17 protein-coding genes are annotated in these 18510 nt (G+C 64.8%); 6 read left to right on the top strand and 11 right to left on the bottom strand.

Annotation, left to right across the window (positions count from 1 at the left end; genetic code table 11):
- Positions 1-24: 24 nt before the first annotated feature.
- Both ccmB and ccmA read right to left on the bottom strand, forming a co-directional pair.
- Entirely contained in the window at positions 25-684 is a 660-nt protein-coding gene (gene ccmB, locus BJF92_RS07715) for a heme exporter protein CcmB (protein WP_075634169.1), read from the bottom strand.
- Entirely contained in the window at positions 681-1433 is a 753-nt protein-coding gene (gene ccmA / locus BJF92_RS07710) for a heme ABC exporter ATP-binding protein CcmA (RefSeq protein WP_075634168.1), read from the bottom strand. Before ccmA ends, ccmB begins: the two co-directional genes overlap by 4 nt.
- Positions 1434-1697: 264 nt before the next feature.
- On the opposite strand from ccmA, the gene acnA reads away from it, so the two are divergent.
- Positions 1698-4388 carry an aconitate hydratase AcnA gene (gene acnA / locus BJF92_RS07705; protein ID WP_075634167.1) on the top strand — a complete coding sequence of 897 codons (2691 nt, stop codon included), beginning with the start codon at positions 1698-1700 and terminating at the stop codon, positions 4386-4388.
- A gap of 502 nt (positions 4389-4890) precedes the next feature.
- On the opposite strand, the gene BJF92_RS07700 is transcribed toward acnA, so the two are convergent.
- Positions 4891-6108, bottom strand: coding sequence for an argininosuccinate synthase (locus tag BJF92_RS07700; RefSeq protein ID WP_075634166.1), 1218 nt, complete (start codon positions 6106-6108; stop codon positions 4891-4893).
- Between the two features lie 143 nt (positions 6109-6251).
- Positions 6252-6497, bottom strand: coding sequence for a ribbon-helix-helix domain-containing protein (locus tag BJF92_RS07695; protein ID WP_075634165.1), 246 nt, complete (start codon positions 6495-6497; stop codon positions 6252-6254).
- Positions 6498-6617: 120 nt separating this feature from the next.
- Between BJF92_RS07695 and BJF92_RS07690 the strand changes: the two genes are divergently transcribed.
- Complete coding sequence (locus BJF92_RS07690) at positions 6618-7259, top strand: LysE family translocator (protein ID WP_075634164.1); 642 nt, start codon at positions 6618-6620, stop codon at positions 7257-7259.
- 36 nt (positions 7260-7295) lie between these two features.
- Here BJF92_RS07690 and BJF92_RS07685 read toward each other — a convergent pair whose 3' ends face one another.
- From BJF92_RS07685 to BJF92_RS07675, 3 genes are all read right to left on the bottom strand, one after another.
- Entirely contained in the window at positions 7296-8192 is an 897-nt protein-coding gene (locus BJF92_RS07685; RefSeq protein ID WP_075634163.1) for a bestrophin family protein, read from the bottom strand.
- Positions 8193-8314: 122 nt separating this feature from the next.
- Positions 8315-9508, bottom strand: coding sequence for a dual-specificity RNA methyltransferase RlmN (rlmN, locus tag BJF92_RS07680; protein WP_075634307.1), 1194 nt, complete (start codon positions 9506-9508; stop codon positions 8315-8317).
- 340 nt (positions 9509-9848) lie between these two features.
- On the bottom strand, positions 9849-10352 hold the full coding sequence (locus BJF92_RS07675; RefSeq protein ID WP_075634306.1) for an invasion associated locus B family protein: 504 nt from the start codon (positions 10350-10352) through the stop codon (positions 9849-9851).
- A gap of 509 nt (positions 10353-10861) precedes the next feature.
- Between BJF92_RS07675 and BJF92_RS07670 the strand changes: the two genes are divergently transcribed.
- On the top strand, positions 10862-11434 hold the full coding sequence (locus tag BJF92_RS07670) for a sigma-70 family RNA polymerase sigma factor (RefSeq protein WP_075634162.1): 573 nt from the start codon (positions 10862-10864) through the stop codon (positions 11432-11434).
- 39 nt (positions 11435-11473) lie between these two features.
- Here BJF92_RS07670 and BJF92_RS07665 read toward each other — a convergent pair whose 3' ends face one another.
- From BJF92_RS07665 to BJF92_RS07650, 4 genes are all read right to left on the bottom strand, one after another.
- Positions 11474-11854 (bottom strand): YkvA family protein, encoded by a 381-nt coding sequence (locus BJF92_RS07665; RefSeq protein WP_075634161.1) that lies wholly within the window; start codon positions 11852-11854, stop codon positions 11474-11476.
- Positions 11855-12135: 281 nt separating this feature from the next.
- On the bottom strand, positions 12136-12456 hold the full coding sequence (locus tag BJF92_RS07660) for a 4a-hydroxytetrahydrobiopterin dehydratase (RefSeq protein WP_075634160.1): 321 nt from the start codon (positions 12454-12456) through the stop codon (positions 12136-12138).
- 20 nt (positions 12457-12476) lie between these two features.
- Positions 12477-13064, bottom strand: a complete 588-nt coding sequence (gene thpR / locus BJF92_RS07655; protein WP_075634159.1) for an RNA 2',3'-cyclic phosphodiesterase — start codon at positions 13062-13064, stop codon at positions 12477-12479.
- Positions 13065-13279: 215 nt separating this feature from the next.
- Entirely contained in the window at positions 13280-13939 is a 660-nt protein-coding gene (locus tag BJF92_RS07650) for an arylesterase (protein WP_075634158.1), read from the bottom strand.
- 78 nt (positions 13940-14017) lie between these two features.
- Between BJF92_RS07650 and BJF92_RS07645 the strand changes: the two genes are divergently transcribed.
- From BJF92_RS07645 to BJF92_RS07635, 3 genes are all read left to right on the top strand, one after another.
- The gene (locus BJF92_RS07645; protein ID WP_075634157.1) at positions 14018-14773 is read left to right on the top strand and encodes an ABC transporter ATP-binding protein; all 756 of its coding nucleotides are present in this window, start codon (positions 14018-14020) and stop codon (positions 14771-14773) included.
- Complete coding sequence (locus BJF92_RS07640) at positions 14770-17361, top strand: ABC transporter permease (RefSeq protein WP_078057915.1); 2592 nt, start codon at positions 14770-14772, stop codon at positions 17359-17361. The genes BJF92_RS07645 and BJF92_RS07640 overlap by 4 nt, the downstream gene beginning before the upstream one ends.
- A gap of 231 nt (positions 17362-17592) precedes the next feature.
- Positions 17593-18330 carry a Bax inhibitor-1/YccA family protein gene (locus BJF92_RS07635; RefSeq protein WP_075634156.1) on the top strand — a complete coding sequence of 246 codons (738 nt, stop codon included), beginning with the start codon at positions 17593-17595 and terminating at the stop codon, positions 18328-18330.
- Positions 18331-18510: the final 180 nt, after the last annotated feature.

Below are 18510 nucleotides of genomic sequence, written 5' to 3'. Positions count from 1 at the left end.
GGTTCCGGTCGCGGCAAGGTCCCGTCAGTCCTCCAGGCTGCGCAGCGCGGCGGCGGCCGCCAGCGGGCCGAGCACGGCAAAGAGCAGATTGAGCGCGAGGAGGATCAGGAAGGGCGGCAGGAAGGACGCCGGCGCCTCCAGCGCGCCTTGCGTGGCGCTGACGCCGAAGATCAGCACGGGGATGGCCAGCGGCAGCACCAGCACCGAGACCAGCAGCCCACCGCGCGGCAGCGCCACGGTCACAGCGGCGGCGCCTGCGCCAATCAGCGTCAGCGCCGGCGTGCCGCAGGCAAGCGTCAGCATGGTGGCGCCGATGGCCGGCGCGTCGAGATTGAGCAGCAGGCCCAGGAACGGCACGCTCAGCGCCAGCGTCAGCCCGCTCGCCGCCCAATGCGCCAGGCATTTCACCAGCACGATCAGCACCAGCGGTGTTTCCTGCATCAGGAGGAGATCCAGCGTGCCATCCTCGCGCTCGGCCTGAAACAGCCGGTCGAGGCCGAGGAGCGCGGCCAGAAGCGCGCCGATCCACAAGATCGACGGGCCGATGCGGGCGAGCAGCTTCAGATCCGGCCCGATGCCGAAGGGGACGATCGCCACGACGGCGAGGAAGAAGAGCAAGCCGGTGAGCCCGCCACCACCAGCCCGGAAGGCGAGCGCGAGATCGCGCAGGAACAGACGCCTCATCGTGCATCCCGCCGCGGTCGATCGCCGGCCCCGCCCGTCCCATGTCGCGCATCCAGCCAGAAGCCATCGTCCGGCGCGCCTTCCTGCGTCTCGTCCAGCAAATCGGGCCGGGCGGGCATGGCGAGCCTGAGAGCGCCGGGCAGGTCCAGCGGCTGGTGCGTGGCGGCGACCGCCAGCCCTCCCGCGCGGACATGCGCCAGAATGAGCGCGGCGACCATCGCGTCTGACGCCGCATCCAGCGCCGCCGTCGGCTCGTCCAGCAGCCAGACCGGGCGGTGGGCCACCAGAAGGCGGGCAAGTGCTGCGCGGCGGCTCTGGCCCGCGGAGAGAACGCCGGCGGGCAGATGCGCGAGCGCGGCAAGCCCCACGGCATCCAGCGCCGCTTCGACCGGCAGTCCGGCCTTGCGCGATTCGACACTGGCCAGCGCGCGCCAGAAGGCGAGATTGTCGAGCACCGTCAGCTCCGCCTTCAGCCCGTTGCGATGGCCGAGATAGTGGCAGGCCTCGCGCCGGCGCTGCGGGTCGTCGGCCTGCGCGTCGCCGGCCTCGTCAAGCCCGGTGATTCGCACCCGGCCGGCCTCGGGGCGCAGGAGGCCTGCGACGATCCGCAGGAGGGTGGACTTGCCGGACCCGTTCGCGCCGGTCACGACCAGGACCTCTGCGCCGGCCACGCGAAAGCTGAGATCGCGAAAGATCGGCGCATCGCCGCGCCGGGCGGCAAGCCCTTCAATGGACAGGCAAAGCGGCATTCATCGTCCCTTTACGACCTTTGTCGCAACGCGAGAAAATTGTCTCGTTTCAGGATGTTCGGGTCTGGCATGGAACCGCGAAATTATCTATAACCGCCCCGGCACGCCAGCGGTCGGCGTGATTTTCATTCTTGCGCCGAACATGGACATTCGTTCCACGTGCGGACAGCGGAAATGGCCGCACCCGCATCCCATTTCGCGGCCCTCAGGGGCGCACGGGCGTTCGCACGTCGGTTTTGGCGATTACACGGAGCGGGGTATCCAGTGTCAAAGTCCCTAGACAGTTTCAATTGCCGGTCGACGCTGTCCGTCAACGGCACGGACTATGTCTATTACAGCCTGCCGAAGGCCGAGGAAAACGGTCTCCCCGGCGTTTCCAAGCTGCCCTATTCCATGAAGGTTCTGCTTGAGAACCTGCTGCGCAACGAGGATGGCCGCTCGGTCACCAAGCAGGACATTCTCAACATTGCCGCCTGGCTGCAGGACAAGGGCACGGCCGAGAACGAAATCGCCTATCGCCCGGCCCGCGTGCTGATGCAGGACTTCACCGGCGTTCCGGCCGTGGTCGACCTCGCCGCCATGCGCGACGGCATCAAGTCGCTCGGCGGCGACCCGGAAAAGATCAACCCGCTGGTGCCGGTCGATCTCGTCATCGACCACTCGGTCATCGTCGACGAATTCGGCTCCGCCAACGCCTTTGCCCGCAATGTCGAGCTAGAATATGAGCGCAATGGCGAGCGCTACCGCTTCCTGAAGTGGGGCCAGCAGGCGTTCAAGAACTTCCGCGTCGTTCCCCCCGGCACCGGCATCTGTCATCAGGTCAATCTGGAATATCTCGGCCAGACCGTCTGGACCAAGGAAGAGGACGGCGAGACGATCGCCTATCCCGACACCTGCGTCGGCACCGACAGCCACACCACCATGATCAACGGCCTGGGCGTGCTCGGCTGGGGCGTGGGCGGCATCGAGGCGGAAGCGGCCATGCTCGGCCAGCCGGTCTCCATGCTCCTGCCCGAAGTCATCGGCTTCAAGCTGACCGGCAAGCTCAAGGAAGGCGTCACCGCCACCGACCTGGTGCTCACCGTCGTGCAGATGCTGCGCAAGAAGGGCGTGGTCTCCAAGTTCGTCGAATTCTTCGGCCCCGGCCTCGACAACATGCCGCTCGCCGACCGCGCGACCATCGGCAATATGGGCCCGGAATATGGCGCGACCTGCGGCTTCTTCCCGGTTGATGGCGAGACGATCAACTACCTCAACATGTCCGGCCGCACCAAGGACCGCATCGCGCTGGTCGAAGCCTATTCCAAGGCTCAGGGCATGTGGCGCGAAGGCGATGGCTCCGACCTCGTCTTCACCGACACGCTGGAACTCAACCTCGGCGACGTCGTGCCCTCCATGGCCGGCCCGAAGCGTCCGGAAGGCCGCTTGGCCCTGGAAACCATCGCCCCGAACTTCGCCACGGCGCTGGAAAACGACTATAAGAAGCCCGGCCAGCTGACGAACCGCTATGCGGTCGACGGCGAGGAATTCGATCTTGGCCATGGCGACGTGGCGATTGCCGCCATCACGTCGTGCACCAACACCTCGAACCCGAGCGTCCTGATCGCCGCCGGCCTTCTGGCCCGCAACGCGGTCGCCAAGGGCCTGAAGTCCAAGCCCTGGGTCAAGACCTCGCTGGCACCGGGATCGCAGGTCGTGGCCGAATACCTGGCCAAGGCCGACCTGCAGAAGGACCTCGACGCGCTGGGCTTCAACCTGGTCGGCTTCGGCTGCACCACCTGCATCGGCAATTCCGGCCCGCTGCCGGCCGCCATCTCCAAGACGATCAATGACAAGGGCCTGATCACCGCGGGCGTTCTCTCGGGCAACCGCAACTTTGAAGGCCGCATCTCGCCGGACGTCCAGGCGAACTACCTCGCCTCGCCGCCGCTGGTCGTGGCCTACGCCCTGGCCGGCTCGGTGCAGAAGGACCTGACCACGGAACCGCTCGGCGAGGATCAGGATGGCAACCCCGTCTACCTCAAGGACATCTGGCCGACCTCTGCCGAAGTGCAGGAGTTCATCCAGAAATACGTCACCCGCGAGCTCTACGAGACGAAGTATGCCGACGTCTTCAAGGGCGACGAGAACTGGCAGAACGTCCAGGTTCCGGACGGCCAGACCTATGCCTGGGACGATGATTCGACCTATGTGCAGAACCCGCCCTACTTCGTCGGCATGGGCAAGTCCGGCTCCGGCATCTCCGACATCAAGGGCGCCCGCGTCCTCGGCCTGTTCGGTGACAAGATCACCACCGACCACATCTCTCCGGCCGGTTCGATCAAGGCGGCTTCGCCTGCCGGCGCCTATCTGCTCGGCCATGGCGTCTCGGTGGCGGACTTCAACCAGTACGGCACCCGTCGCGGCAACCATGAAGTGATGATGCGCGGCACGTTTGCCAATATCCGCATCCGCAACCACATGCTCGGCCCGAACGGCAAGGAAGGTGGCTACACCATCCACTATCCGTCGAAGGAAGAGATGTCGATCTACGACGCCGCCATGAAGTACAAGGAAGAGGGCGTTCCGCTCGTCATCTTCGCCGGCGTCGAATATGGCAACGGCTCCTCGCGCGACTGGGCGGCCAAGGGCACCAACCTGCTCGGCGTCAAGGCCGTGATCGCCGAAAGCTTCGAGCGTATCCACCGCTCGAATCTGGTCGGCATGGGCATCGTTCCCTTCGTCTTCGAGCCCGGCACCACCTGGGCCTCGCTGGGCCTGAAGGGCGACGAGACCGTGACGATCGAGAACCTCGGCAATGTCCAGCCGCGCGAAAAGCGCACCGCCGTCATCACCTATGGCGATGGCACGGTGAAGGAAGTTCCGCTCATCTGCCGGATCGATACGCTCGACGAAGTCACCTACGTCAACAATGGCGGCATCCTGCAGACCGTTCTGCGCGATCTCGCCGCTTAACTCTTTCTCAACAGAGACAGAGCTGGAGAAGCCGGGCCAAAAGCCCGGCTTCTTCGCGTTTTGGGGGATGTCGATAGGGCGCAGAGGGCTGGACAGGTGTTGCCAACGCCTTCTCGGGCACGAGAGGCTTCGGCGTCGCCCCCTCGCCTGCCCCTTCGGGCCATCTTCTCCCCGCTGGGGAGAAGAGACTGGGAACGATGCGGCAGAACCGCATTCCGCTGATAAAAAGCCGGCTCACTGCTTTCCGTGGCGCCCTTGGAAGGCGTGAAACGGCGCTGGACCTCTCTTCTCACCCACGGGGAGAAGATGGCCCGAAGGGTCAGATGAGGGGGATGCGGTGCCAACAAGCCAGCTGGGCCGCGTGCTGTGACACTCCGGTTCGTGTCTGCCTGCGCCAGCCTTCAGCCATAAAAAATCCCCGGGGCGCGAACCCCAGGGATGATGCCTCACAGCAATGTGCGCCACTGCGCATTCCGACCGGCGGACCGGTCAAGGCGCGGATTTAGCGGCCGCGCTTGCCCAGCGTGCGCAGGCGCAGCGCGTTGAGCTTGATGAAGCCGGCAGCGTCCTTCTGGTCGTAGGCGCCCTGGTCGTCCTCGAAGGTGACCAGCTTGTCGGAATAGAGCGACTTCTCCGATTCGCGGCCGATGACCATGACATTGCCCTTGTAGAGCTTCAGCGTCACCTCGCCCTCGACATGGCGCTGCGACAGGTCGATGGCGGCCTGCAGCATTTCGCGCTCCGGCGAGAACCAGAAGCCGTAATAGATCAGCTCGGCATAGCGCGGCATCAGCTCGTCCTTGAGATGCGCAGCACCCCGGTCGAGCGTGATCGATTCGATGGCGCGGTGAGCGGCGAGCAGGATGGTGCCGCCGGGGGTCTCATAAACGCCGCGGCTCTTCATGCCGACGAAGCGGTTTTCCACGAGATCGAGGCGGCCGATGCCATTGTCGCGGCCGTAATCATTGAGCTTGGCGAGCAGCGTGGCGGGCGAGAGGCGCTCGCCATTGATGGAGACGGCATCGCCCTTCTCGAAACCGATCTTGATGATCGTCGCCTTGTCGGGCGCGGCCTCGGGGGAAATGGTGCGCATATGCACATATTCGGGCGCTTCCTGCGCCGGATCTTCCAGAACCTTGCCCTCGGAGGAGGAGTGCAGCAGATTGGCGTCGACCGAGAAAGGCGCTTCGCCCTTCTTGTCCTTGGCCACGGGGATCTGGTGCTGCTCGGCGAAGTTCAAGAGGTCAGTGCGGCTCTTGAACGACCAGTCGCGCCAAGGCGCGATGATCTTGATGTCGGGGTTCAGCGCATAGGCCGACAGTTCGAAGCGGACCTGGTCATTGCCCTTGCCGGTGGCGCCATGGGCGATGGCGTCGGCGCCGGTCTTCTTGGCGATCTCGATCAGGTGCTTGGAGATCAGCGGCCGGGCAATCGAGGTGCCGAGCAGATAGACGCCTTCATAGACGGCATTGGCGCGGAACATCGGGAAGACGAAGTCGCGCACGAATTCCTCGCGCACATCCTCGATGAAGATCTCCTTGATGCCGAGCATCTCGGCCTTCTTGCGGGCCGGCTCCAGCTCCTCGCCCTGGCCGAGATCGGCCGTGAAGGTGACGACTTCGGCGCCGAGCTCGGTCTGCAGCCACTTCAGGATGATCGAGGTGTCGAGCCCGCCGGAATAGGCGAGGACGACCTTCTTGACGTTCGTATGCGATGCCATGGGAGGGGTCCGTCGGATGAGGGGTCGAAGGCGGCCCGGCCGGATGACCGGAGCGCGTAAATCCAGCGAACTCTTAGCGGGAATATGACGATGTGCCAAGGCGGCCTTCGGTAAGGCTTAAGCCCCGAGAGCGAAACGCCTGATCAGACCGCGTCCCGCTGCCGGCGCGGCGCGGGCGCCATCATCGCGTCCAGGGCCTCGTCCTCATCCTCTTCGCCCTCTTCCATCAGCGTATCATGCAAGGCGCAGAGTTCCTCCGCCTCGCGCTCCAAGCGGCGAAGACCACCGAGCAGCACCTCCTCGACCGAGCCGAACCAGCCGCGATCGACCAGCTCCTGCGCGAGAGCCAGGAGATCGTCGTCAAGGGTGACGGTCACGGTGCTGGGCATGAAGGGCGATCTCGTGGCAGGGATGGGAATGTTTCGGCACATGCTCCATAACATGTTACTTGACTTTGGCCTAGCGATGACAAATGCCGTTTCGATCACCCCTTTTCCGGGAGTTTTGCCATGGATTTCGTGCCGTCCTTCCCCGTCATCCTGGCCTTCACCGGCGCGATCCTGCTTCTGGCGCTGACGCCGGGGCCCGACATGACGCTGTGGATGAGCCGATCGATGCGCGATGGCCGCGCCATCGGGCTGGCGGTGCTGGCCGGCACCAGCACCGGCGTCTCGGTCCATACGCTGCTGGTCGCCTTCGGCATCGCCGCACTGATCGTCGCCTCACCGACCGCCTTTCTGCTTTTGAAGACCGGCGGCGCGGCCTATCTCGCCTGGCTCGCCTTCGCCGCCATCCGCCATGGCTCCAGCTTCTCCATGCGGCCGGAAACCGCGGCCCAGCGGTCGCTGGCCGGCGCCTTCGTCAATGGTCTCTGGGTCAATCTGCTCAATCCGAAGGTCATCATCTTCTTCATGACCTTCCTGCCGCAATTCGTCAGCGCCAGCGATCCGCATGTCGCCGGCAAGCTGGTCTTTCTCGGCCTATGGTCGATTGTCGTCAGCCTTCCGATCGGGCTGGCGGTGGTGCTGGGCGCGGATGCGCTGTCGGGCTGGCTGCGCGCCAATCCCAAGGCCCTGCGCGGGCTCGACTATCTGATCGCCTCGGTCTTCTCGCTCTTTGCGGTGAAGATCCTTTTCACCAGCGCGCGATAAAGCCGCCGGCGCGCCTCTCCCACCGACACAGAGCGATCAGCTCAGCACAAAATTCTTCGGCTCGAGGGGCGGCGGCAGCGGGTGCAGCTCGGCCGCGTGCAGGAGGTCGCGCTCGATAACACGCACCAGCGCATCGAGCGGCAGGTCGTTCATATCCGTACCGAAGGGATTTTCCAGCTCGTCGCCCAGCCGGTCCAGGCCGAAGAGCGTATAGCTCATGATGAAGACAATGGCCGGCGACCACCAGCCGAGCGTCCCGGCCAGCGCAAAGGGCAGCAGCAGGCAGAAGATCGTCGCCGTGCGATGCATCAGCAGAGAATAGGAGAAGGGCAGCGGCGTGGTGGCAATCCGCTCGCATCCGGCCTGAGCGGCACTGAGATGACCGAGCCGTGTTTCCAGGAGCGAGAGTGCGATATCGCCGATCCGCCCTTGCGCATTCAGCCGCGCCGCCTGCAGGCCCACGGTCCGCAGCACCGCATCGGTCGGGTTGGGCGCCCCGGCATAGCCCTCGCCGCCGCTTGCCGCAGCGATCGCATGTGCTTCATCATGGCCGCGAAGGCGCGCGGCCAGACCATGAGCAAAGCCGAGAAGGCCAAGCAGCATCGGCCGGCGCTCCTCAAGGCTGAGGCTGCCAAGCTGGCGCGCCATGCTACGCATCTCCGTGACGATCGCGCCCCAGAGCTGGCGGCTCTCCCACCAGCGGGCAAAGCAGGCGCTGTTGCGAAAGCTCATGAAGATCGACAGCGTGAGCCCGATCAGCGTGAACGGCGTCAACCCCACGCCGGAAAACAGGCTGGGGTGATGGCGCGAGAAGACGACGGCCAGGCAGGCGACGCCCGTGGTCACGATCAGCCGCGGCGCGATCGCCGGCAGGATCGAGCCGCGAAGGGCAAAGAGGGTCAGGAAGCCGTTGCGGTTGGGTCGGACGATCATGGGGCGAGGTTCGAGGCAAGTCGGGGTGGAAACGGCTATGCGTTCGCGGAAAAACACGCATCCGCTCCCACCGCGTGGCAAGCGACGGGCAAGTTCCTAGACAGGCGCCGAACCGGATCGCCTCAATCGTCCTCGCCGTGATTGGCGATCATCATCGCCTCATAGGCAAGACGGTCAACCTTGCGCATACGCTCGGATTCCGACTTCAGCTGGCCGCAGGCGGCCAGGATGTCCCGGCCGCGCGGGGTGCGGATCGGTGATGCGTAGCCGGCACTGTTGATGAAATCGGCGAAGGTCTCGATCTGCTCCCAGGAGGAGCAGCGGTAATTGGTGCCCGGCCAGGGATTGAAGGGGATCAGGTTGATCTTGGCGGGAATGCCCTTGAGCAGCCGGACCAGATCCTTGGCATCCTCAAGCGAATCGTTGACGCCTTCGAGCATGACATATTCGAAGGTGATGCGCCGGGCATTGGAGAGCCCCGGATAGGCCCGGCAGGCCTCCATCAACTCCTTCAGCGGATATTTCTTGTTGATCGGCACCAGCATGTCACGAAGATCGTCGCGCACGGCATGGAGCGAGATTGCCAGCATCACGCCGATTTCCTCGCCGGTGCGGGCGATCTCAGGCACGACGCCCGAGGTGGAGAGCGTGATACGGCGCTTGGAGAGCGACAAGCCGTCGCCATCCGACGCGATCAGCAGGGCGGTCTTCACCGCCTCGAAATTATAGAGCGGCTCACCCATGCCCATCATGACGATGTTGGTGACCTTGCGGTCGCTCGACGGAATGAGCCCGCCTTCAGGCACGTCGGCACCGGGAAAATCGCCGAGACGGTCGCGCGCCAGGAGAAGCTGGGCGAGGATCTCCTCGGCCGTCAGATTGCGCACAAGGCGCTGCGTGCCGGTGTGGCAGAAGGAGCAGGTCAACGAACAGCCGACCTGGCTCGACATGCACAGCGTGCCGCGTCCTTCCTCGGGGATATAGACGGTTTCCACCTCCACCGGGCGGCCGGCGCCGCGGGCGGGAAAGCGCAGGAGCCATTTGCGCGTGCCGTCGCTCGAAATTTGCTCCTCCACCACTTCCGGACGGGCAATGGTGAAATGCGTCTTCAACAGCGCGCGCATGTCCTTGGCGACATTGGTCATCGCGTCGAAATCGGACACGCCGCGCACATAGAGCCAGTGCCACAGCTGGTTGACGCGCATGCGGCGCTGGCGCTCGGGCACGCCGATGCCGCCCAGCGCCTCGGCCATCTCCTCGCGCGTCAGGCCGATCAGCGACGGCTTTTCCGGCGCGGGGCGCGTCGCGGCGGCCATGGGAGAGAAGGAGGGGGCGGACGACGCCTTGGCAGGCAGGTCGGAAAGAGCGGTATCGGCCATGTCGTTTGTTCCTGACGGATCGGCGCCTGACGGATAAACAAGGGCATCGAGCCATGAGCGGATCATCCCGCCCTTCTCGTTTCAGTCGTCATCGGTCATGTGAGCATAGGGGGAGGCCGCGTGGCGGCGAGCGCACGGAGCCATCAATCTTTGCCGGGCCCATAGCATGATTTCGCCGCGCAGTCACGCGCCCGACATGCAAAAAGGCGCCGGCCCGAGGGCCGCGCCTTTCCGATAATGTCGCCAAAGCCCCGCACGAGGCCTGCCAGCGCCGATCTTACTTGCAGCTCTCGATCTGCTTCAGCGCTGCCGAGATGCCCGAGAGCGAATAGGTGTAGGACGTGGCCGTGCCCTTGCGGGACTTGGCGGCCACCTTGAGCGACTTGCCAGACTTCATCGCCGTGACCAGCGCCGGCTCTTCCGCGGCATTTTCCACCCAGGCCGAATTGCCCTTGGTGAACAGCGTAAAATTCTTCTGGTCGATGGTGACGGTGACCTTGGAATTTTCCTGCAGCGGATAGCCGACCATCACCTGCGGCTCATAGGAGATGTTCTGGCCGGGGCGCTGGGAGACGAGGAAGAAGACGTCGCCATGATCGACGCTGGCCGGTGTCTTTTCCTTGGGAACGGAGAGCACATAGCAGACCTTGCTCTTGCCCGACTGATAGGAATAGGCGCCCCAGGCGTTGAACTGCTGGATGCGCGTCGGCGATTGCGCCGCCGCGATGCCCGCACCTGTTACCGCGAGTGCGAGCGCAAGGGTGAGTTTTCGTACAAACATCTTGTCCTGCCATAAGTTTGCCTGCCGGCCGCCCATCAAAGGGGCCTGGCAGGCGACGCTGGGGTGTTCAAGGCAATCAATTATGGCTTCGTTGAGGTTAACAAAGCGTTCTTGACCCATCTGCGCCCGGACGATCCTGCTGCGTCCCCCTCCCGTCGAGCAGATCAGCGCCAGCAGCAGGGCCTACCCCGGCCCGAGAGCACGGCCGGCGCGCCATGGTGAGCCCGGCCGCCACCTGCTGCGGCGAATAAGAAAGATGGGGAAGGAAGCTTGGTTTCCCAATGCGGACCGTCCGGTCGCCGTCCACTGTCAGAAAAAATTGGGCGAGAGTTTGACCTTTGACAAAACCAGGCAACCTGTTGTCATTAGAGCGTCAGGCCGAAAAGCGAGAAACGGTTTTTCGGTTAAATCGATGCAAGAACAAAAATTCCAGAGCTGCGGACCACTTTCCCTTCGGGGTCTGATGCCCTGGACGGACGATCACGTTTGCGGGAGGCCTCAAGAGGCGCATGGATGGTGATGAACGGCGGCAGTTTGCCCTCCTGGCGGATGCCGTCGCCAAAAACCGCGACAAGGCTGCTTTCGCGCAGCTCTTCACTTTTTTCGCACCGCGTTTGAAGTCGTTTCTGATGCGCCAGAGCATGAGCGCGATGGAAGCGGAGGAACTGGTGCAGGAGGTGATGGTGGTGCTTTGGAACAAGGCGCATCTTTACGATCCGGCGAAATCCTCGCTGTCGACCTGGCTGTTTCGCATTGCGCGCAACCGCCGGATCGATGCCGCGCGCCGAAAGCGCGCCGCCAAGCTGGACGAGCACGACATGGCTCTTCAGCCGACGGCACCGCCCGCACCAGACGAGGTGGTGGACATGACGGATCGCGAGGATGTGGTGCAGCGGGTGATCAAAAAGCTGCCGCAGGAGCAATTGCATCTGGTGCAGCTGGCCTTTTTCCTGGGGCGCTCCCATTCCGAGATCGCCACCGAAACGGGCCTGCCGCTCGGTACGGTCAAGTCACGACTGCGGCTTGCCTTCGGCAAGCTGCGCACCTTGCTTGGCGAGCAGGGGATCGAAAGCGCCAGCTGAACCCGGACGCCAAGCGCCGCGCCCAAGCTCCTCAACCACTCAGCTCTCCGGCATCGGCCCTTTCAGCGCCGCATCCGCCTTCTGGTAATGCCGTTCGCGGATCTGGCCGCTGACGGCGGCAAAGGCGGCTGTGAGTACAGCGATATCGTCGGAAAAGCCGACGACCGCGAGAAAATCCGGCACGACATCGAAAGGCAGCACGAAATAGGCGAGCGCGCCTAGAAGGATGCCGCGCGTGCGCAGCGGCGTCTCCGGGTCGAGTGCGCAATAGTAGCTGGCGACGAGGTCGCGGGCGAAGGGAATATGGCCGATGGCCCGCTTCAGGGTCGGCCAGAAGCGCTTGCGCACGCGCCGCGCCTTGGCATCCTGCTCGCTTTCCTCGCCCGGCAACAGGATCTCGCCGATCTTCACCTCATCCATTCGCCTGTCCTTGTGTCAGAACCTTGTCCTTGTCAGAACGGTGTCTGTCCTTCACGCCAGAGGGTGGCGTGCGGATCGTCTGAACGCATATGGGAATGCACAGGCGAGATTAAAGGTCCTCTTGGTGCAGAGCTGGCCTGCGGCGGGATCGCCATGGGATCAGGGCAAGACGGCAGGGCATCGGACGGAAAATCAGCCCGTTGCGCCCGACCTTTGACTGCGCATGGGATCTTCCCGAAAACCGGCTCCAACCTTTCGGCCCGATGCTCTGATCCAAGGCTCTACGGTCTGCGGGCGGCCGCGTTCATCGCCTCCGCCAGCGCCAGATCCAGCGCCGTCAGCCCTTGGGCGGAATGGGTCGTCAGCCGCACGGATACGGTGCGATAGCTGTTCGACCAGTCGGGATGGTGATCGAGCTTCTCGGCCACAAGGGCTGATCGCGTCATGAAAGCGAAGGCTTCGGCAAAGCTGTCGAAGCGGAAGCTGCGCGCGATCGACAGGCCGTCCGCGTCGCGCTGCCAGCTCTCAGCCGGGTCGAGGCCCAGATTGAGCCGGGCGATCCCGTCGGCAATGGCTGCTTCGTCCAACCGCTTGCGCGACATCGGCAGAGCCCTGAGGCCGCTCAGAGTCTGGGAAGCTCTGGGCCGACTTCCATCATGGCGCGCTTGGCGGGCGCCTCATGCAGCGGGAAGACCTCTTCGGTCAGATAGGGACCGCCGCCGACGGAATCGCGCGAGGACAAGAGGACGAAGCGCGAAACGGTGAAGGGCTGCGTCATGAAGCCGCCCCGGCCTGTGAGATAGCGCACGACCTCGTCCACCGGCGTGGAGCGCAGCCGGGCGAGCGTCACATGCGGGGTGAACTTGCGCGGGTCGGAGGGAAGACCAATGCGCTGGCAGATGCGCTCGATCTCGGCCTGCAGCTGAAACAGCTCGGGCGGAGTGGTGACGCCGGCCCAGACCGAATGCGGCTTCTTGGAGCCGAAGGCGCCGGTGCCGGTCAGCTGCAGCTGGAATTCCGGCCGCTCGATCCGATCGAGCCGCTCGACGATCTCGTCCGCCGTGCGGCCGTCGACATCGCCGATGAAGCGCAGGGTGATGTGGTAATTTTCCACGTCGATCCAGCGGGCGCCGGGAAGACCGCCGCGCAGGAGCGAAAGACTCATGGCGGCATTGCGGGGAATCTCGAGGGCGGTGAACAATCTCGGCATGGCCAGCTCCTCGAATCTTTGGCGACACCCCGAGCGAAACATGACGGTCGAGGCCGCGCAACTGCAAATTCGCACCTGCAATATTTACCCGGCAAGCTTAACAAAGACTGAACGGGCTTATCCACAGGTCTCGTTAGGTTACTGTGATGCTTCCAGTGGTTTGAATTGAACATTTGATCCGCGAGATCGCCGCAGAGGTGTCTCAAACGTTAAATTCATTCCGCTAGCTTGCGCACGAAAGCTTCTGCCGCCGGCAGCATGCGGTCGACCATGGTCGCCACGCCCTCGGCATTGGGATGCATGCCGTCCTGCAGCTTCAGCGCAGCATTTTCCACCACGCCGTCGAGGAAAAACGGGTAAAGCGTCAGACCATAGGTCTTGGCGAGATCGGGATAGATCGCATTGAACCGGGCGCCGTAATCGCCGCCCATGTTCGGCGGCGCCAGCATGCCCACCAGAAGAATGTCGATCCCGCGCGCCTTCAGCGCCTCGATCATCGCCGTCAGGTTCTTCCGGGTCTCTTCGGGCGGAATGCCGCGCAGGGCGTCATTGGCGCCCAGTTCGAGGATCACTCCTTTGGTGCCATCGGGCACGGACCAGGCGATGCGCGCAAGCCCCGCGGCCGTGGTGTCGCCGGACACGCCGGCATTGGCAATGGTGACGTCGAGCCCCTTGTCGCGCAAGGCCTTTTCCATCCGTGCGGGAAAGGCGTCTTCCGGCGGCAGCTGGTAGCCGGCCATCAGGCTATCGCCGAAGCCGACGAGACTAACGGGTGCCGCGGCAGCCGGGATCACGCTGAAGAGGAGAGCGATCAACACTGCGAGAGAAGAGGCGAAAAGCTTCAGGCCTCGTGCACCGCTCTCTTTCAAACGCATCACCGCACTCCTAAATCGGCAGGACCTTCGCAAGCGCAAAACCTTCCTGCGGTCTTAACATCATATAGGGCGATTTCCGTGTCAGACACCATGATCGAGTTGAAAAAGGCGGATCTGACGCTCGGGCACGCCGCCGCTTCCGTGCATGTGCTCAAATCGATCGACCTCAGGATCGGCCGGGGCGAGACGGTCGGCATCGTCGGGCCATCCGGCTCGGGCAAATCGACGCTGCTGATGGTACTGGCCGGGCTGGAGCGGCTGGATTCGGGCGAGATCACCATCAACGGCGTCTCGCTCCAGGGTCTGTCCGAAGACAAGGTGGCCGAATTTCGCGGCCGCAATGTCGGCATCGTCTTCCAGTCCTTTCACCTGATCCCCAACATGACCGCGCTGGAAAACGTTGCCGTGCCGCTGGAGCTTGCCGGCGCGCGTGATGCGTTCGAGCGGGCGCGCGCCGAGCTGGTGGCGGTCGGGCTCGGCGATCGGCTCGGCCATTATCCCGGCCAGCTGTCGGGTGGCGAGCAGCAGCGCGTTGCGATCGCCCGCGCGCTGGCACCCAACCCCCGCCTTCTGATCGCCGACGAGCCGACCGGCAATCTCGACGGCGAGACCGGCCGGCAGATTGCCGACCTGATTTTTTCCAAGCAGGCGGAGCGCGCTATGACGCTGATGTTGGTCACGCATGATCCCGCCCTTGCCGCCCGCTGCGGCCGGCAGGTGCATGTGCGCTCAGGCGAGATCCTCGACGATGGCAGCCTGAACCAGGGGCGCAGCGCGGCCCAGGCCGGTGGCACGTCCGCCCTGCTGCAGGCGGGCAAGAAGGCCGGCGCATGAGCGCGTCGTCCGCCCCCGCCCCTTCAGCCGCCGCGCTTCAGCCGGGTGCCTTCTCTGCCAGCCGGCTGGCGCTGGCTTTCCGCCTGGCCTTGCGTGAAATGCGCGGAGGCCTTTCCGGCTTCTATATTTTCCTCGCCTGCATCGCGCTCGGCGTGGCGGCAATCGCTGGTGTCAATTCCGTGTCGCGCTCCATCACCGGCGCTATCGAGTCTCAGGGCCGCGACCTGCTGGCCGGCGATATCCGCTTCGAGCTGACCAACCGCATTGCGAGCCCGCAGGAGCGCGACTTTCTCGAAAGCTACGGCACGGTCTCGCTCACCACGGGCCTGCGCTCCATGGCGCGCCTGCCGGACGGATCGAACCAGGCGCTGGTCGAGGTCAAGGCCGTGGATGGCGCCTATCCGCTCTATGGCCGCCTGGAAAGCACGCCGGCCGCCCCGCTTTCCGATCTCCTGGCGGAGCGGGATGGCGCCTTCGGCGCGCTGGTCGCGCCGCTGCTGCTCGACCGGCTGGGGCTGAAGCCGGGCGACCGGCTGCTGGTCGGCAATGCCGCCGTCATCATCACCGGCACCATCGTCAACGAGCCGGATGCCGTCTCCGACGGCTTCGGCTTCGCGCCCCGGCTGATGCTGTCCCAGGCGGGGCTTGCCGCCAGCGGGCTGGTGCAGGCCGGCAGTCTGGTGGAGCATGCCTATAAGCTGAAGCTTGCGGATCCCGCGCAGTTGCCCGCCCTGCGCCAAGCGGCGGAAACGCGCTTTCCCCAGGCCGGCTGGTCCGTGCGCACCAGCAACAATGCCGCGCCGGCGCTGACCGCCAATGTCACCCGCTTCTCGCAATTCCTGACGCTCGTGGGGCTCACCGCGCTCGTGGTCGGCGGCGTCGGCATCGCCAATTCCGTGCGCGCATTCCTCGATTCCAAGCGCAATGTCATTGCCGCCTTCAAATGCCTTGGCGCGCCGGGCAGCCTCGTCAGCCTGATCTACCTCCTGCAAATCGGCATGGTGGCCTTGCTCGGCATCGTCATTGGCCTGCTCCTCGGCGTGATGATCGCGCCGCTGGCGGGTCTGGCGCTCAAGGGCGTGCTGCCGGTCACCGAAGGCTTTGCCGTCTATCCCGCAGCGCTCGGGCTGGCGGCGCTGTTCGGGCTTCTGACGGCGCTCGCCTTCGCCTTCCTGCCGCTTGGGCTGGCGCGGCAGGTGCCGGCCACCGCGCTGATCCGCGACATCAAGGGCAGCGGCAGGCGGCTGGCGCCCTGGCCCTATATCGTCGCCTCGGCCGCCTGCTTCCTGGCGCTTGCCGCGATCAGCATTCTCACGGCGGAAGACGAGCGCGTCGCCTGGACCTTCCTTGCCGCCGTGGCCGGCGCCTTCGTCGTGCTCAGGCTGGTGGGCGCCGGCGTGGCCTTCCTCGCGCGCAGGGCGCCGCGCGTTTCGTCGCCGGCGCTGCGGCTCGCCATCGGCAATATCCACCGGCCCGGGGCGCTGACGCCCTCCGTGGTGCTGTCGCTCGGCCTCGGCCTGGCGCTGCTGGTCACGCTGGCGCTGATCGACGGCAATCTGCGCCGCCAGCTCACCGGCACCCTGCCGGAACGCGCGCCCAATTTCTTCTTTGTCGACATCCAGTCGAGCGAACTCACAGGCTTTCGCGACCTGATGAAGCGGGAGATGCCCGAGGGCAAGCTGATCGAGGTGCCGATGCTGCGCGGCCGCATCCTTGCCTTCAACGGCCAGGACGTGACGAAGATGACGGTGGCGCCCGGCGCGCGCTGGGTGCTGCGCGGCGACCGCGGCATCACCTATGCCCGCAACCTGCCGGAAAATTCGCGGCTGGTGGAGGGCGAATGGTGGCCGGCCGATTATAGCGGCGAGCCGCTGGTCTCGTTTGCCGAAAAGGAGGCCCGCGAGCTGAAGCTGAAGATCGGCGACACCGTGACCGTCAATGTGCTGGGCCGCAACATCACCGCCCGGATCGCCAATTTCCGCACGGTGGAATGGGAGAGCCTGTCGATCAACTTCGTCATGGTGTTCTCGCCCAACACCTTCGCCGGCGCCCCGCATGCCTGGCTCGCCACCGTCATCGACCCCAAGGCGACCCCGGCGCAGGAGGCGGCGACGCTGAACGCGATCACCCGCGCCTATCCGACCATCACCAGCGTCAGGGTCAAGGACGCGCTCGATATCGTCAACACGCTGGTCGCCCAGCTCGCAACCGCCATTCGCGCGGCCGCGGCCGTGGCGCTGGTGGCCTCGGTGCTGGTGCTGGCCGGCGCGCTGGCCGCCGGCAACCGGGCGCGGCTGCACGATGCGGTGGTGCTGAAGACGCTGGGCGCCACGCGCGCGACGCTGATCCGCGCCTTCGTCTATGAATATGCGATTCTCGGCCTGTCCACGGCGCTGTTCTCGCTTGCGGCGGGCGGCGTGGCGGCCTGGTTCGTGGTCTCGCGCATCATGACGCTGCCGTCGAGCTTCCTGCCCGACGTGGCCCTGCTGACGCTTGCCGGTGCCCTGGTGCTGACCATCGGCATCGGCCTCATCGGCACCTGGCGGGTACTCGGCCAGAAGGCGGCGCCCGTGCTGCGGGAGCAGTGACCGGCCCTTGATGAAGGGCTCCTTCGGATTAAACTTCGGTCATGATGGGCGGATTCCGCCCGTTTGACGCGCGCACCACCTTGTGAAGCGCACGTCATCGCCTCATATTGACCTTGGGCATGCTGAGCTCTGCAGCGACGCCTGACGCGGAATTGGAGCATCGAAACGAAAGCCCGGATCGCGCCGCCCGTCATCGGAGCTTGATTTCCCTTGAATTCAGTGAGGACAACAATGGCTGATCCCAGAAACTTCCGAATGACGCCGGCAGGCGCTCGGGCCGGGGCCGTCGTCGATGAAGGCCTGCGCGCCTATATGCTGCGCATCTACAACCTGATGGCACTGGGGCTGGCGATCACCGGCGTGGTCGCGTTCGGCGCCGTGCAGCTCGCTTTCAACGATGGCGGTCTGACCGCCTTCGGCCAGGCGATCTATCTGAGCCCCCTGCGGTGGGTGATCATGCTGGCGCCGCTCGCCATGGTGATGATCCTGAGCTTCCGCATCCAGTCCATGAGCGTGTCTGCGGCGCAGGCCATGTTCTGGATCTATGCCGGCCTGATGGGCCTGTCGCTCTCCTCGATTCTGATGGTCTATACCGGCCACAGCGTCGCTCAGACCTTTTTCGTCACCGCGGCCGCCTTCGGCAGCCTGTCGCTTTACGGCTACACCACGCGGCGGGATCTGAGCGGCATGGGCTCCTTCATGGTCATGGGCCTGTTCGGCCTGATCATCGCCTCGCTCGTCAACCTCTTCCTGCATGCTCCGGCGATGGATTTCGCCATCTCGATCCTCGGCGTGCTGATCTTCGCCGGCCTGACGGCCTGGGATACGCAGCGGATCAAGGAGATGTATTTCGAAGGCGATGCCTACGAGACCGCCGGCCGCAAGGCCATCATGGGCGCGCTGACGCTCTACCTCGACTTCATCAACCTGTTCCTGTTCCTGCTGCGCTTCATGGGCAACCGTAATTAAGCACCGGCGCAGACGCGATGTCACGAAAGCACAAAACGGCCGCGATCACCTCGCGGCCGTTTTGTCATGAGAGCGTGAGACGGGAAATCATAGGCCACAGGGCACGGCGGATCGGGACACCGTCCCCGATCCAGCGAGCGGGACGGCGGGTTATCCAGCGTTCCTCGGATTGGCCTAACC

Origin of the sequence: Xaviernesmea rhizosphaerae (assembly GCF_001938945.1) — a bacterium.
GTDB lineage: Bacteria > Pseudomonadota > Alphaproteobacteria > Rhizobiales > Rhizobiaceae > Xaviernesmea > Xaviernesmea rhizosphaerae.
The sequence above is the reverse complement of the archived record's forward strand: the minus strand, read 5'-3'. Positions and strand labels throughout refer to the sequence as shown.